Origin of the sequence: Fibrobacter sp. UWB10 (assembly GCF_900182935.1) — a bacterium.
Taxonomy (GTDB): domain Bacteria; phylum Fibrobacterota; class Fibrobacteria; order Fibrobacterales; family Fibrobacteraceae; genus Fibrobacter; species Fibrobacter succinogenes_O.
Window position 1 is genome coordinate 44,275 of sequence record NZ_FXUE01000007.1, and the last position, 14,169, is coordinate 58,443.

Consider the following 14,169-nt stretch of genomic DNA (forward strand, 5'->3'; position numbering starts at 1 on the left):
TTTGGCGTTTTTCGCCGAAATAAGTTTTTCGTATGTAAGCGATATCACACCGTTTACAACTGTAACATTATTCGTTCCTTACATTATAGCCTTCAGTATTCGATAATTGTATTTTATGGACATGAATTCGAAAGAACTACAAATCGTAAAGCAGATCGTGCTGTTGGTTGCTGTGGCCGTTACACTCGGCTTCATTTACGGCTAATCGCAGACGATTTTATATATTTACGGCATGCAGCCTTATATTCATCAGTTTGCGAATTATCTACGCTTTCACATGGATTCGATTTCTGTGGGGCTTGTCGCCACACTTTTGATTATTTACGGCGGCTACATCAACAACTACTTCAAAAAAATCACCCGTAGCATTCCCTTTTTGGGGCGCTTTGTCTTATTTGTAATTCTGTGTAGCGCAGGCTATGCATTCTTGACATCGCAATTGGTGAAACTCTTGAAAATGTTTTTGCGCGGGCAGCCCGACTTGCCGCTTATCGGCATTGTCGCCACCGCATTTCTTATTCTTGCATTTTGTGCCCGCAGCGGGAAAGACATCTGATTATGGCTGTCGAAATTTTTAATTCCGCCGTCCGCAAGGCAATGAGCCGCGCAGGACTTTCGCAAGAAGATCTTTTTGCGCGTCTCGGGTATTCTCGCCGTTCGCTTTTCGATCATTTTTCGACAACCAAGATGTGCGAAATAGCATTCTTGCTTGACACGCCGGCAGACACGCTCTGGGACCTGAGCGGTGACCAAGACAAGCGCGATTACGACTGCGCCATCATGAATTTTGAGCAGCGCTTTTGCTCCGACGAGGTGATTGCTTGGGCAAAGCAATTCCCAATTCGCGATTTGCAGCGACTGGGCCACATTCAAAGCACCGAGGGCATATCTTTCAATAAGCGTTTCAAGTCGGGCTTTATCCCGCGAGAAATCATGAAGTTCATGAACGTGGTTTCGATTGACGGCTGGAAAAAGACATACGCTACAGCTCTCGGTACGCAGAATCCGCAAGTTTATTCTGCATGGATTCGCTTGGGAGAATTGCAGACAGAACGTTCTGCCGAAGAAATTCCCCTGTTCCGCGAAGTGATTGCAAATAATCTGATGTTCTTGAGAAGGAACGCCGTGCCGCTCAAATACAACTTGCGGCAAATCGTTATCGACACGCTCCAGAAATGCGACATTACCATTCTGCAGGTGCCCGCATTCATTACAGCGCCCGCACCTAAGGTAGCAAGCTACTGGCGCGGTTTAAGGCCCGTCATTCAACTGCCAACAACAAAGGTAAGCGACAGCGAATTCTTGGAATCGGTATACCATGCAATGGGCCACATTTTGCAGCCGCACAGCAAGCGCCCTTGCCTGCTTGCACCCCGAAAAATTCCGGGCCTGTATCACAGTGCCACAGACGAACACTGCAAAGAAGCAACTCGCATTGCCGAAAGTCTGCTTTTGAGCGAAGCTGAGGAATGCGAAATTATTTGCTGCGGACACTTTGCCGAGAAAAAATGCATTGAATTCTTTTCGCGCAAATTCCAAGTGCGCCCGGGCGTGATTGTGTCACGCTTGCAACAGCAAAATAAATTGCGTGGCAACAGTTCGCTGAACGCTTTTAAAATCGCAGTATAAAAAATAGCGCGGGATTGCCGCGCCATTCTTAATTTCACTCACAAAGAGCAATTAATAGTTGATTGCAATGTAAAGGCTGCCGGCACCAAAGCGACGGTCAAAACCGTTAAATTCATCCCACAAGGCATCCCAAGCCAAGCCCACTTCAAGCTGAGCCGAAGAATTGCGGAAGAAAATGACACCCAGTTCTACACCTGCAGTAAGACCGAAAGCAAAAGCTTCGTCGTCGTCATTATAGTGAGCGTCAAGCTGCAATCCCAAACCTGCACCGGCTCCCACGAACGGAGTGATGACTCCTGTACTCGGGAAGTATCGACCGCCCAGCAAAAGGACATTATGCCACTGCCAATCACCGCTAAAAGACATATTCGTATTGTACGTAAGAGTAATGGCTGCCTGCGGAACTACTTCGAATATACGCGCGTAATGGAATACGAAGGCCTTGTCCCAATCTCTATCGACATCGTATTCTGCATGACAGGCGGAAGGCTTTTCTGCATTCTTGCAAGATTCATCTTTGTAGTCGTAATCGTGCCAAAGAGCGGCTCCCACGCCAATGCTCCTGTAATTACGGGTGGGGCGCTTGTGGGCAAAGTTGTCGTTCGGGTCGCCTTCGTTCTTTTCAGTAGACACAACCATCACGACATCAGCATCTGAAAAACTGCTTGCCGAAGAGGCATACGGACCATAATTTCCATAATCGCCCTCCACATTGGAAAGGGCCGACTTTACAGCGCCTTCAATAGCCACATCCAAATCATCGATTGAACCGGCTTTTTGCTTGCCACTACCAACCACAGCACCGTCCTTGACCTGTTCGCAAACCACCACGAAGCTTGAGCCCATGGCAATCACGTTGGTACGCAACTGAATGTTCGCATCATTTTCGACCGGGGTATTGCCCGTTTCGCTCACAGAGGCGCGCACAAGGGACTGCACCATATTCGGAGCATCAGGCGAAAATTCGGCACCCGTGGGAGCAAGGACTTGAATATTTGCCGCCAGCGAGAAGGCCGCCATAGAAAGGATAGTAGAGAAAATCTTTTTCATGCCATAAAGATAACAAAAATGCTAAATTCAAACCAATCCTAACCACTATTCATTTAATACTGTCTACAAACCTATGAACAAAGCCGCTATTATCGTTGCCGTTTCAATGCTCCTGAGCCGCGTACTCGGAATTTTCCGCGAAATGCTTTTGGCGCATGCCGCGGGCGTGTCACTCGAAAAAAACGCGCTTGACCTTGCGTTCATGATTCCAGACATTTTGAATCACGTGGTGAGTACCGGATTTTTGTCCATCATTTTTATCCCGATTTTTACGGGTTACAAGGTAGCCGGCGACGAGAAAGGCGGTTGGAAATTCTTCAGCAATGTGCTGAATACTTTCGGAATTGCTCTCCTGATTTTGGTGGTGCCCGCATTTATTTGGATGAAGGAACTTTTGCAGCTCTTGACAGTCGAGGGAGCCACGCCGGAACTGATTGAGCGCGCCGCTTACTATGGCCGCATCATTTTGCCGGGCCAGGTTTTCATTTTTGTCGGAAGTATTTTGGTCGCGGTGCAGCACACACGTAAGCAGTTCTTGATTCCGTCACTGACGGGCCTGATTTACAACGTGGCAATTGTGGGCGGCGGCGCTTTGGGACTCGCGCTCGAAAAGTTCACCGGCACGGAATACGGCTTGGAAGGTTTTGCCTGGGGCGTGCCGGTAGGCGCCTTCATCGGATTCTTTGCCTTGCAAATTTTAGGCGCCCGGCGTGGCGGCGTGCATTACGAACTTTTGGTGCAGCCCACTCACCCCGATATCGTTCGCTACTTCAAGATGATGCTTCCGATGTCGCTTGGCGTGGGTTCCATGTTCGGCCTTGAATTTATTATCAGAAGCTTTGGCGCAAACTTCGGCACCAGCGGCATTTCGAGCTTGAACTATGCATACCGCGTGATGTACACGCTGGTCGCAGTCTTTGGATTCTCGGTTTCTGTCACGAGCTACCCTGACATGGCCCGCCTTGTTAAGGAAGGCGATTTCGGCCAGCTGAATCGCAAGATTTGGAAGAGCCTTTCGCGCATGTTCTGCATCTTGATTCCGGCCGTAGTTGCTGTGTGGGCTTTGAGTTTTCCGGCGGTGCGAATCCTGTTTGAACGCGGAGCCTTCCAGCGTGAAACCACCGAAGCAATTTCCGAAATTCTGCGCTGGTATTTGCCGGTGAGCCTTGGCCTTTGCTTGCAAGCCGTGCTTGTGCGTAGCTTCTATGCCTGCGAACGCATGTGGGTGCCGACGCTTTTGAATACGGGCATTTTTGCCGCGACCATTCCTGCCTACATTCTGCTAGGCGCGCCTGAAGTGGGTCTCGGCATCAAGAGTGTGCCGATTATCGGCGCCACCGGCGCCTTGTTGCAAGTGATTTCGATGATTTTCATGTGGGCTAAAAAGAACGGCACAGACGGCATGAAAGACGCCCTCTTGAATATGGCCCGCGCCTTGGTCGCCTTCGGTATCATGATTGCAGCCGCTGTCGGACTTGACCGCGTCTCCGGCGCATTCGTGCGCGAAGCAAACTTCGTCGTACTCGTTGTATACGCCTGCGCCGCTGGCATTTTACTCTTCACGCTCACGCTGATTATCCAGCGTTACCTCGGAAGCAAAGATGCCAAGGATATTCTCAACGAACTCCTTGGCAAAGTTTTGCGTAAGCTACATCTCGCTCACTAATTTACTTGCGCCAGCCTTCCATAATTTTCATGCAACCAGCGAGTAGCTCGGCGGAGCGGTCCTTGGCTTCGGTTTCCACGTAGCAGCGGAATTCCGGAGCGTTGCCGCTCGGGCGCAAGTGCACGATATCGCCGGAATCGAATTCCATGCGATAGCCGTCAGTTTCATCGATCGAAACGACTTCGCCGTGGAACGGCTTCGGAGCCGGGCCATCCTTGGGCTTGAACTTGGAAGGCTTTGCGGTGAGCGCACCGAACAATTTGGCACCAAGTTTCTTTTCGCGGATTTCGGCGAGCTTTGCCTTCGACACTTCGGTCGGGAATTCCTTGAGGCGGTCGCTAAGCGTAAAGCGCTTCGGGAGTTTCTTGAGCAAGTCGACCACGCACATTTTCTGTTCGCGGACCATAACCATCACGGCAATCATCGGGAGCAATGCATCGCGGGTCGGCAGCGCCGGAAGCGTGCGAGTCGCGCCGTCTTCAAAAGAACGCGTGAGGTTTGTCTGCAGCAGGAATCCACCGTTTGCTTCGTAGCCTGCAACAGAGACGCTTGCGTCGTTTGCATCTACCAAGCTTTCCATGCCGGCGATTACATACGGGCTTCCGATTCGCGTGCGGCAGATTTTCTCGAAGCTGCCAGATTTTTCGAGCGACGTGTTGCAACTCACCGGAGTTGCAATGCGCTTGATACCAAGCGCCTGGGCAGCCAAGATGCCCAGCACGTCGCCACGGAGCCACATGCCTACATCGTCTGCCAAAAGCGGGCGGTCGCTATCGCCATCGGTACTGAAGATTGCATCCACGAAATCCTTGTGCGCAAATTCGCGGGCCAAGTCTTCGTCTTCTTTACGGATTGCTTCGGTATCCACCGGAATAAAGGTTTCGCTGCGGGCGAAAGGCTTGACTGTTGCGCCCAAGCTTTCGAGCACCTTCACCACAATGTCGCGGCCCACGGCGGAATGCTGGTACACGCCAATGGTCAGGCCCGAAAGAGCCTTGGTGCCAAAGAAAGCCGGATAACGCTTCACGTAATTTTCTTCGGCTTCCGCTTCAACAGCCGGGAGCGCGGGGGCATTCTTCAGCATGCCCTTCGCATCGAAAATCGATTCGTCGAAATCCACCGACTGCGAAACAATTCCCTGTTCGTCTTTCTTGGTGATTTCGCCCTGCGGGTGGTTAAACTTAATGCCGTTGCGGTCAGCCGGAATGTGGCTACCCGTCACCATGATGGTCGGGAGCGCTTTATCGATACCGTACAATGCGATTGCCGGGCTCGGAATGCGGCCGCAATAAATCACTTTCCAAGAGGAATCTTCACCAGCCTTTACCAAAGCCTTCAAAATGCGTTCGGTACTGGGGCGCAAGTCGCCAGCAATTGCAATCGTATGATCGCACTTGTAGCTAGCCTCGCAGTACTTGATAAACGAGCGCGCATACACATAGCACACGCGATCCGTCATCGCTGTCACCAAGCCGCGGGCACCGCTAGTACCGAATGCCACGCCGGACTGTTTCATTACTTCTTGCATCGAAACGCTCATAAAAACCTCAAGCTAGTTGTTGTAAATGCATCGAATATAGGCTGCCGTATATTTGTGCGCATTATCTCTGCCCACGGAAAGATCCTTACGGTACGCCCAAAGATACGCATATTCAAATTTGTGAGACGAACCCGTCACATCGTATTCTGTCGAACTCCAGAAAAGCGCCTGTTCTCCAATCTTGACATACTGGCCGTAATACTCGTACTCGCCCCCAAGCTGATTTGTAAAGTTGGCTGCTGCATCGGGGTTTTCCAAAACATAATTATAAAGGGCAAGCCATTCATCCTGACTCGGAATGTGCGTTCCTTCAGGGCAAATTCCACGGTACGGCAATTCAATTTCGCCCAACTGTTCGCGGTCATACTTCGTACTCACCGCCATCGCCGTCGCCCAAGTATACAGCCTGCCGTATTTTTCGCAATTCTCTTCTTCATCTGCATAGCAGTGGCTGTTCTTCATGGGAACTTCCAAATTCTTGGTGGTCCATACCTGGTCACCAATCTCTACGCGCCCCAAGTCGGGATACTCATAGTCCTTCCACGAATCGTCTACAACCTCTTCGCTAGAAGAAGATTCAACGCTAGACGAAGACTCGGCACTGGAAGACGATTCTGAGCTTGAGGATTCAGATTCCGAACTAGAAGATTCCGGTTCAGAAATAATCAAAACCATTCCATCACCCTTGACGCAACGAACGTACGCTCCCATGTACTTGTGCGGGTTGCTCCTTGCAATAGAACCGTTCTTGCGATACGCCCAAATCCAGGCGAATTCAGGTTCATAGTACGATCCTGTCGCATCGTACTCCGTCGCAGTCCAGAAAACCGTTTCTACACCTTCGTCCCTATAGAAAGCCATCCAATCATACGCACCGCCAATCTGGTTCGTAAAATAGGCCTTGTATTCAGGATTCTCATCGATATACTCTTTAAGCTCCGTCCATTCACCATCCGTCGGCAAGTGCGAACCTTCGGGGCAAATTCCACGATACGGCGTTATCAAGAAACCAAGTTCTTGGTGGTCGTATTTCGGGTCAATGGCCATAGCCTGAGACCACGTATAAATCCTTCCATATCGGGTACAATTTCCAAGTTCATCGTCGTAGCAGCGACTTCCTTCCACAGGAGTATTCAGATTCTTGGTCATCCATTCTTGATTTCCAATCTTGACAAATTCCCCAGTTTCAAGCACAAAGTCTCGGCTGCTAGAACTATTCGTTTTCGACGAAGAAGATCTTGCGAAATAATCAATAGATGAACTTGAGACTTTCTTTATAGAGGAACTGGACTCAATCGGCTCAATCACCATGATAACCCTGACGCTGGAATCATCTCCGCAACCATAAATAAACAGTGCTACCATGGCCAAAAGCAGAAATTTCACAATGTTCCTCTTCATAAAAATAAAGGTAGAAAAGATATCGACATCAAACATTCCGAATTCCGAAAACTGAAATCCGAATCAGAGTAACACTTGATACAGCCGTATACAAAATCACTATTTTAGAGCTAACATCCCCTAAAAAAAGAGGATATTTTCTACTTTGGATGTTAAAATAAGGGATGATTATGCTCAAAAAGATCTTGACCGCAGGCGTTTTCAGCGCCGTAGCACTCAGCGCAGCCCCGCTCCTCACCAACGGCGACTTGTCTTACGGTGATGGGGGCTGGTATGTTTGGAACAACCCCGATGGCCCCGCCAAGTACGAAAGCAAGATTGGCGTCGAAGGCCTCGGCGTAAACGGCAGCGAAGGCGTAAAGCTCACGGTGACCGAACTTCCGAACCCCTCCTGGGGCCTGCAGCTGCAGCCGCCCAAGTGGCTCGCTGACTCCGCCTACTACAAGCTCACTTTCAAGGCCAAGGGTAACGTACCCATCAACGCAATTGTCCAAGGTGGCGCTCCGGACTGGCGCCAGAAAGAAAGCGCCTCGTTCATGCTGACCAAGGACTGGAAGGAATATTCCATGATCTTCCTTGCCGACCAAAAGGGCTACGGCGTCAATAACATCACCTTCCATGTGGGACTTGCCAAGGGTTGGCTCCAGATGGACGATGTTGCCGTCGAAAAAGTCGAAGGCATGGATGACATGACCTGGTACAACAATTCCGCCGCACGCATCGACAGCCTGCGCAAAAAGGAATTGACCGTGAAGGCTACCCCCGGCGCCCAAGTGAAGGTGGAACTCATGCGCCACGCATTCCCCTTCGGCACAGCCCTCGCACTCTACCCCAGCAAGGATAGCGTTGAAACCTGGTACCGCAAAACCGCCAATAAGTACTTCTGGTACGGCGTTCCCGAAAACCAATTCAAGTGGCCGGAATACGAACCCAAGAAGGGCAAAATCCGCCGCGACGAATTCAAGCAGTACCTTGACTACGTGAAGGACTACAACTGGGGATTCCGCGCACACGCCCTCATGTGGGGTATCCAGGGTTACGGCTACGACAAGCATTTCAGTTTCAAGGGTAGCTGCAAGGATATCGGCGAAAAGCTCAAGGCACGCATTACCCGCGACATGACAGAATACAAGGGCCGCATCAAGGAATACGACGTATGGAACGAAGTCTTCCACGAACCCTTCGTATTCAACAAGTGCGGCTGGGACCTGCTGGATAGCGCCCACATTTGGGCTCACAAGGCTGACCCAGAAGCGCGACTCTTCATCAACGAATACAACGTCGTCGTCGCCGGCGAAACCGACCGCCTCTACGACATCGTGAAGGGAATGCTCGACCGCAAGGTGCCCGTACACGGAATCGGTGTGCAGTGCCATTTCGGCGATCGCCAGCTGAACCCGGCATTCATCAAGGCCCGCCTTGACAAGCTCGGCTCCCTCGGGCTCCCCATCAAGGTGACCGAACTCGACTTTGGCGACTGGCAGAAGGGCATGTACTTTGGCGAAGAAGAACAGGCCCGCCGCTACGAAATGTTCCTGCGTATCGCCTTCAGCCACCCGGCTGTCGAAGGTATTGTACTGTGGGGCTTCTGGGATAACCGCCACTGGGTTAAAAACGGCGGTATCATCGCTGCCGACGGCCGCGAAAAGCCCGCCGCCAAGCTCATCTATGACTTGTGGCACAAGGTGTGGACCACCAACGGAACGTTCAAGGCCGACGAAAACGGTGTCGTGAAATTCCGCGGCTACCCCGGCAAGTACAAAGTAACCATCGACGGCAAATCTGAAATGGTTGAACTGAAGTAACACCCGATTGACAATCTCCTTTTTCAAGTACTCCCCAAAAAGGGAGTACTTTTTCTATTATATGAAAATAAACCTCAGCGGGGAGACTATGAAGAATCTCTATAAAATCGCAATCGCATCTTTCGCCCTGGCATTCACCGCCTGCGACGACTCCACATCGGCCAATGATGATTCTACGGCCTGTAACGATGCCGTGAAGGCAGAATGCCCAGCAACGCTTGCTGCAGGTACCATCTGTGACAGCCGCGACGGACATGTCTACAAGATTACGACGGTCGGATCGCAGGTTTGGATGGCCGAAAATTTGAACTACTATTCCTGCAGCATCAAGGATGACAGCTGGTGCTACGATGACAAGGCTGCAAACTGCGACAAGTACGGCCGTCTTTATAGCTGGACCGCTGCAATGGGAGTTGACAAATCCTACCAGACGCAGTATACAAACCTGACCGGAGTGCAGCGCGGCAACTGTCCCGAAGGATTCCACATGCCGTCGGAAGGAGAATGGAGCGACTTCTACGACTATGTACGGGAATACGCCGTCGAACAGGGCAACGACGAAGGCGCTGTCGTCCGCGCCAAGGGTATGTGGCCCAACGATTCGTATTTCCCGGCAACAGACGATTTCGGATTTGCGATGCTGCCTGCTGGTAGAAAATCCTTTACTGGCTATACGAAACTTGACGAAGAGGCTCTTTTCTGGTCGGCAGACGAAGACTATAGTGAACCGCTTGGCGGCCCGCGCAATGTCGGCATCTGGACCGTAACAAGCATGTTCGGCTTCGGCGGCGGCTCCATCATGAAGGATGAAGGCGTCTCCGTCCGCTGCATAAAGGACTAAGATTTTTTCTTAGGTCCCTTCGCCCCGCTCAAATATTTAGCTCTCGGCTCACTGACATTATTCAAAACTAGCGCGCGATTTAAGTAATTCGCGCGTTCTAGTTCTATTGCATCGCGAATGATTCTATCCAAGTATTCATTCGTAGACTTGTGTTCGGATGCAGCCAATTTACGCACGGTTTCCTGCAAATCCGTTGGCACCTGAACAGTCATGTCCTTCATCGGCGTGACAAGTAAGTTTCCCCCAACAGCTTCCGACATCTTGAGCAACTGCTTGTAAGACGGATTCGTCTTTAACGACTCTATTCGCGAAATAGCACTCTGCGTTGTTCCCATCTTGTCGGCAACATCCTTTTGCGTGAGCCCCAAAGACTCTTTCAAGAAATCAAAATCTGTCAAGAACGAAGACAATGCCTCGTACATCTTCACGTACGATTCCAGACCTTCGTCTTCTTTTTCAAGCGAATCCATGTAATCCAAGACTTGATCTTTTTTCATAGCATGACTCCTTGTTTAACGAGTTCTTTATATTGCTTTAGCTTTTCAACGGCATTGCCAAGTTTCATAGGCTCTTTTTTATGCTTCAACTCTGCACAAAGCAAAATAAGTGTCTGTAATTCAGTTATCGAAAAACAAAAGTAAATCCTAAAGACACCAGCATGCGCCTGCTTTGGAATGCGCATTTCATAAAGCCCCTCTTTATCCTTCTGGAATTTATACATCTGTTCATTTTTCAAATAAGGCAAAATATCTACAACATTCAACAATGCCATCAAGAAGGATTTTACGCGCAAATACAAATCTGGTCGCCGCTTAGATAAACCTTTCTGTTCTTTCCCGACATCGCCTGCTAAGTCTTCGAATTTCGCCTTTTGCGGATCAAAGAATTCTGTATCAGGAAAGAACTTTAACTTCATATTTTAAATATAGCATATATGCTATATTTAGTCAATAGGGATTTTAGGCAATTTTTCCGCAACTTGCGGAAATAATCATCAGGTTTGATTTGGGACGGGTGGGCGGGGTAAACGGGGGTTTTAGGGGTACGCCCCTAGGCGAAAGGGTAGCGAGCAACAACGCGTGCGTTGTGCGAGCGAGGGGAAGGCTTGCCCCTTCAAAAAAATAAATGCCCCAGGTTCAACCTGGAGCACTTGTCATAATCGATTAATTATTGATTAGTAGTTGCGCAAAGCGCATTACTTTTCGCCTCAGCCATAAAGACATGCAAGCACGTCTTTGCGGCATTCGGCTCTTAGTAATTTTCAGCAGTGACTTCGAAGAAGGACTGCGGGTGAGCGCACACGGGGCATGCGGCCGGAGCCTTGGTGCCAACGACAATGTGACCGCAGTTGCGGCATTCCCACACCTTGACTTCGCTCTTTTCGAACACGGCTGCAGTTTCCACGTTCTTGAGGAGTGCGCGGTAGCGTTCTTCGTGGCGCTTTTCGATTGCGGCGACCATGCGGAACTTCTTGGCGAGAGCGGCAAAGCCTTCGGCTTCGGCGGTCTTTGCAAAGTCTTCGTACATGTCGGTCCATTCGTAGTTTTCGCCGTCGGCAGCAGCCTTGAGGTTTGCAGCAGTATCGCCGAGACCATCGAGTTCCTTGAACCACAGCTTGGCGTGTTCCTTTTCGTTTTCAGCAGTCTTCAAGAAGATTTCTGCGATCTGTTCGAAGCCTTCTTTCTTGGCGCAGCTTGCAAAGTAGGTGTACTTGTTGCGAGCCTGGGATTCGCCAGCGAAGGCGGCCTGGAGGTTCTTTTCGGTTTGGGTTCCGGCATACTTGTTTGCCATAAATTCCTCTCTTGGTTGAAGTGTCTCGGAAAGAATATACACTTTTTTAGGTCGGCCTAGGCAAAAATAAATCTAATTGGAGCCTTTTTCTGCAAAATAATATATATCTAAATAAAAAAGGAGGCCTTTTATGACCCTCATGATTATTCAGCTTTTGATTGTACTATTGGCACTTTACGTGGGCTCGCGATACGGGAGCCTCGCCCTCGGCGCCATTTCAGGAATTGGTCTTGCCATTCTGGTGCTCGGGTTCGGCATGCAACCCGGCAAACCGCCTACCGACGTCATTTACATCATTATCGCGGCAGTCACCTGCGCGGGCATTATGCAGGCTTCGGGCGGTATGGATTGGCTGATTCAAATTGCGGAACGCCTGTTGCGCAAACACCCGAACCACATCACGATTCTCGCTCCGCTCTGCACGTTCTTCCTGACAGTGCTCGTGGGTACCGGTCACGTGGTCTACACCTTGATGCCGATCATCTGCGACATCGCCCTCAAGAAGGGTATTCGACCGGAACGCCCCTGCGGTGTAGCATCCATTGCTTCGCAGGTGGGTATTACCTGTTCACCGATTGCTGCCGCAGTGGCATCGTTCGTTGTCATTTCGAATGCAAACGGATTTGATATTAACAACCTGCAGGTGATTGCAATTACCATTCCCGCCTGCGTTTGCGGTATTATGGCCGCAGCCGCCGTCTCTTACAAGCGTGGGCTCGACCTCGACAAAGATCCCGCCTTCCAGGCGCGCCTCAAAGACCCGCAAATGAAGGAATACATGTACGGAAGCACCGCCTCGGTACTCGACAAAGAAGTCCCGAAAGAAGCAAAGCGCGCCGTGTTCATCTTCCTCGGCGCCCTCGCCGTCATCGTGCTCTTCTCCGTATTCCAGATTATCGGCCACGACATCCGCCCCCAATTCCCCACCGGCAAGGTTATCGATGGTGTCGCCCAAATGAAACCGCTCGCCATGAATATCATCATTCAAATTGTGATGATTTCGGCCGCCGCATTCATGATTCTTTGTTGCAAAGCAAATCCCAAAAAAGCTGTGGCAGGGGCCGTGTGGCAAAGCGGCATGGTCGCCGTGGTCGCCATTTACGGAATCGCCTGGCTTGCCGACACTTACTTTGCAAACTACATGGATGTAATGCAAGGTGGTCTCAAGGACATTGTGCAGCATTATCCGTGGGCCATCGCATTCGCCTTCTTTGCGGTGAGCGTGCTGATTAACTCGCAAGGTGCCGTGGTGGTTGCCATGCTCCCGCTTGCCTACAGCCTCGGCATCGAAGGCCCCGTACTCCTAGGCGTGCTCCCGAGCGTATACGGCTACTTCTTTATTCCGAATTACCCCTCGGATATTGCAACCGTGAACTTCGACCGTTCGGGCACCACCGTCATTGGCAAGTACCTATTAAACCACAGCTTTATGCGCCCAGGCATGGTGAGCGTTATCGTCTCGACCATCGTGGGCACCATCTTGGTGAAAATTTTCTACTAAAAAATCACTCATTTGCAACAAATGTCGGATAAACGATGTTTTATCCGCACATTTTGCCGTTCGTCGCAAACCTATTTGCGACGTATTGAACTTTTTGACCAAAAACTTATTTTTTTTGATATGAAGTTTAAACATGCGGCATCATTTGCATTCTGTATTATATTCGCCCTGCTTTCCACAGGGTGCGTTACAACAAATGTTCATAAGTTTCGAATGACTGTTTCCGAAGCCCCAGAAGTCCATGGAGCAAACACTGAACAAAAAGCCCATTCCGGTTCGTGGAGATTCACGGGGAAGGTCTATCACAACGCCAAAAAGAACGTAGACATCACCGACAACACTTCAGAATCAGCAAGTCTCGATAAGCTTTTTGATAAAAAAGCAGAGTTCAAATCTGCTAGTTACGAAATGGGCGGCAACGACTTCAGCGGGAAAGTGGAATACCTCCGTAAAACAAGAGGTTTCGTATTCGGAGGTGGCCTAGGTTATAAAGACGGGCTCTTTACACATGTTACATTAGGCGCCAATTTTTCGCATTTTGAATTCGGCGGTTTCTTCGGAACGTACGCTCTATACAGCAATGTTGAATATTGGGGAGAAACTGGAGAAGAATGCGGAGATTCTGATAGTGAATGCAGCTTCTTCAGCGACCACAGTTACCATACCTACTTGAGTATTTTTGCAGGAATGTACGCGGGGCTTTATTTTGACAATCTATTCTTTAATTTGAGCGTCAGTTCTTACGAACCAAACCCCAAAATAGAAGATTCCGATCTAAATGTTCCAGGCATTGCAACCGCCTACCTCACCATAGGCTACAGGTTTACTCAACAGTTTGAATTCAGCATAGGAGGCATCGCCACCATTGTTGACGCTCCTGCCGGTACTAATGTAGGCGTTACTAGTGGCATAAGCCTTTACCTGTAAACAGTTGGACCAATGCGA

At 50.0% G+C, this 14,169-nt stretch carries 13 protein-coding genes; 7 read left to right on the top strand and 6 right to left on the bottom strand.

The features are described from left to right. Positions 1 to 232: 232 nt before the first annotated feature. Together QOL41_RS13450 and QOL41_RS13455 are read left to right on the top strand one after the other, a co-directional pair. On the top strand, positions 233 to 556 hold the full coding sequence (locus QOL41_RS13450) for a DUF3392 family protein (protein WP_173654214.1): 324 nt from the start codon (positions 233 to 235) through the stop codon (positions 554 to 556). Between the two features lie 2 nt (positions 557 to 558). Then, complete coding sequence (locus QOL41_RS13455; RefSeq protein ID WP_283430172.1) at positions 559 to 1,629, top strand: hypothetical protein; 1,071 nt, start codon at positions 559 to 561, stop codon at positions 1,627 to 1,629. Between the two features lie 51 nt (positions 1,630 to 1,680). On the opposite strand, the gene QOL41_RS13460 is transcribed toward QOL41_RS13455, so the two are convergent. Further along, complete coding sequence (locus QOL41_RS13460) at positions 1,681 to 2,679, bottom strand: hypothetical protein (RefSeq protein WP_283430173.1); 999 nt, start codon at positions 2,677 to 2,679, stop codon at positions 1,681 to 1,683. A 73-nt stretch (positions 2,680 to 2,752) separates the two neighbouring features. Here QOL41_RS13460 and murJ point away from each other — a divergent pair, with 73 nt between their 5' ends. Next, positions 2,753 to 4,345 carry a murein biosynthesis integral membrane protein MurJ gene (murJ, locus tag QOL41_RS13465; RefSeq protein ID WP_283430174.1) on the top strand — a complete coding sequence of 531 codons (1,593 nt, stop codon included), beginning with the start codon at positions 2,753 to 2,755 and terminating at the stop codon, positions 4,343 to 4,345. Between the two features lies 1 nt (position 4,346). Here murJ and QOL41_RS13470 read toward each other — a convergent pair whose 3' ends face one another. Beyond that, positions 4,347 to 5,885: a phosphomannomutase gene (locus QOL41_RS13470; RefSeq protein ID WP_283430175.1), complete on the bottom strand. Its 1,539-nt coding sequence runs from the start codon at positions 5,883 to 5,885 to the stop codon at positions 4,347 to 4,349. 12 nt (positions 5,886 to 5,897) lie between these two features. Next, on the bottom strand, positions 5,898 to 7,286 hold the full coding sequence (locus QOL41_RS13475) for an FISUMP domain-containing protein (protein ID WP_283430176.1): 1,389 nt from the start codon (positions 7,284 to 7,286) through the stop codon (positions 5,898 to 5,900). 170 nt (positions 7,287 to 7,456) lie between these two features. Between QOL41_RS13475 and QOL41_RS13480 the strand changes: the two genes are divergently transcribed. Both QOL41_RS13480 and QOL41_RS13485 read left to right on the top strand, forming a co-directional pair. Beyond that, a complete protein-coding gene (locus tag QOL41_RS13480) occupies positions 7,457 to 9,091 on the top strand; it encodes an endo-1,4-beta-xylanase (RefSeq protein WP_283430177.1) in 1,635 nt (544 codons plus the stop codon). A gap of 88 nt (positions 9,092 to 9,179) precedes the next feature. After that, the gene (locus tag QOL41_RS13485; RefSeq protein ID WP_283430178.1) at positions 9,180 to 9,932 is read left to right on the top strand and encodes an FISUMP domain-containing protein; all 753 of its coding nucleotides are present in this window, start codon (positions 9,180 to 9,182) and stop codon (positions 9,930 to 9,932) included. Here the strand turns inward: QOL41_RS13485 and QOL41_RS13490 are convergent. The 3 genes from QOL41_RS13490 to rbr form a co-directional block, all read right to left on the bottom strand. Then, positions 9,929 to 10,429 (bottom strand): helix-turn-helix domain-containing protein, encoded by a 501-nt coding sequence (locus tag QOL41_RS13490; protein ID WP_283430179.1) that lies wholly within the window; start codon positions 10,427 to 10,429, stop codon positions 9,929 to 9,931. The two genes, QOL41_RS13485 and QOL41_RS13490, sit on opposite strands and share 4 nt — an antisense overlap. Beyond that, complete coding sequence (locus QOL41_RS13495; protein WP_283430180.1) at positions 10,426 to 10,848, bottom strand: hypothetical protein; 423 nt, start codon at positions 10,846 to 10,848, stop codon at positions 10,426 to 10,428. Before QOL41_RS13495 ends, QOL41_RS13490 begins: the two co-directional genes overlap by 4 nt. Positions 10,849 to 11,183: 335 nt before the next feature. Beyond that, the gene (gene rbr / locus QOL41_RS13500) at positions 11,184 to 11,723 is read right to left on the bottom strand and encodes a rubrerythrin (RefSeq protein ID WP_283430181.1); all 540 of its coding nucleotides are present in this window, start codon (positions 11,721 to 11,723) and stop codon (positions 11,184 to 11,186) included. Between the two features lie 130 nt (positions 11,724 to 11,853). Between rbr and QOL41_RS13505 the strand changes: the two genes are divergently transcribed. Next, positions 11,854 to 13,224 carry an anaerobic C4-dicarboxylate transporter gene (locus QOL41_RS13505; RefSeq protein ID WP_283430182.1) on the top strand — a complete coding sequence of 457 codons (1,371 nt, stop codon included), beginning with the start codon at positions 11,854 to 11,856 and terminating at the stop codon, positions 13,222 to 13,224. A 120-nt stretch (positions 13,225 to 13,344) separates the two neighbouring features. Continuing rightward, positions 13,345 to 14,151 (top strand): hypothetical protein, encoded by an 807-nt coding sequence (locus QOL41_RS13510; RefSeq protein ID WP_283430183.1) that lies wholly within the window; start codon positions 13,345 to 13,347, stop codon positions 14,149 to 14,151. Positions 14,152 to 14,169: the final 18 nt, after the last annotated feature.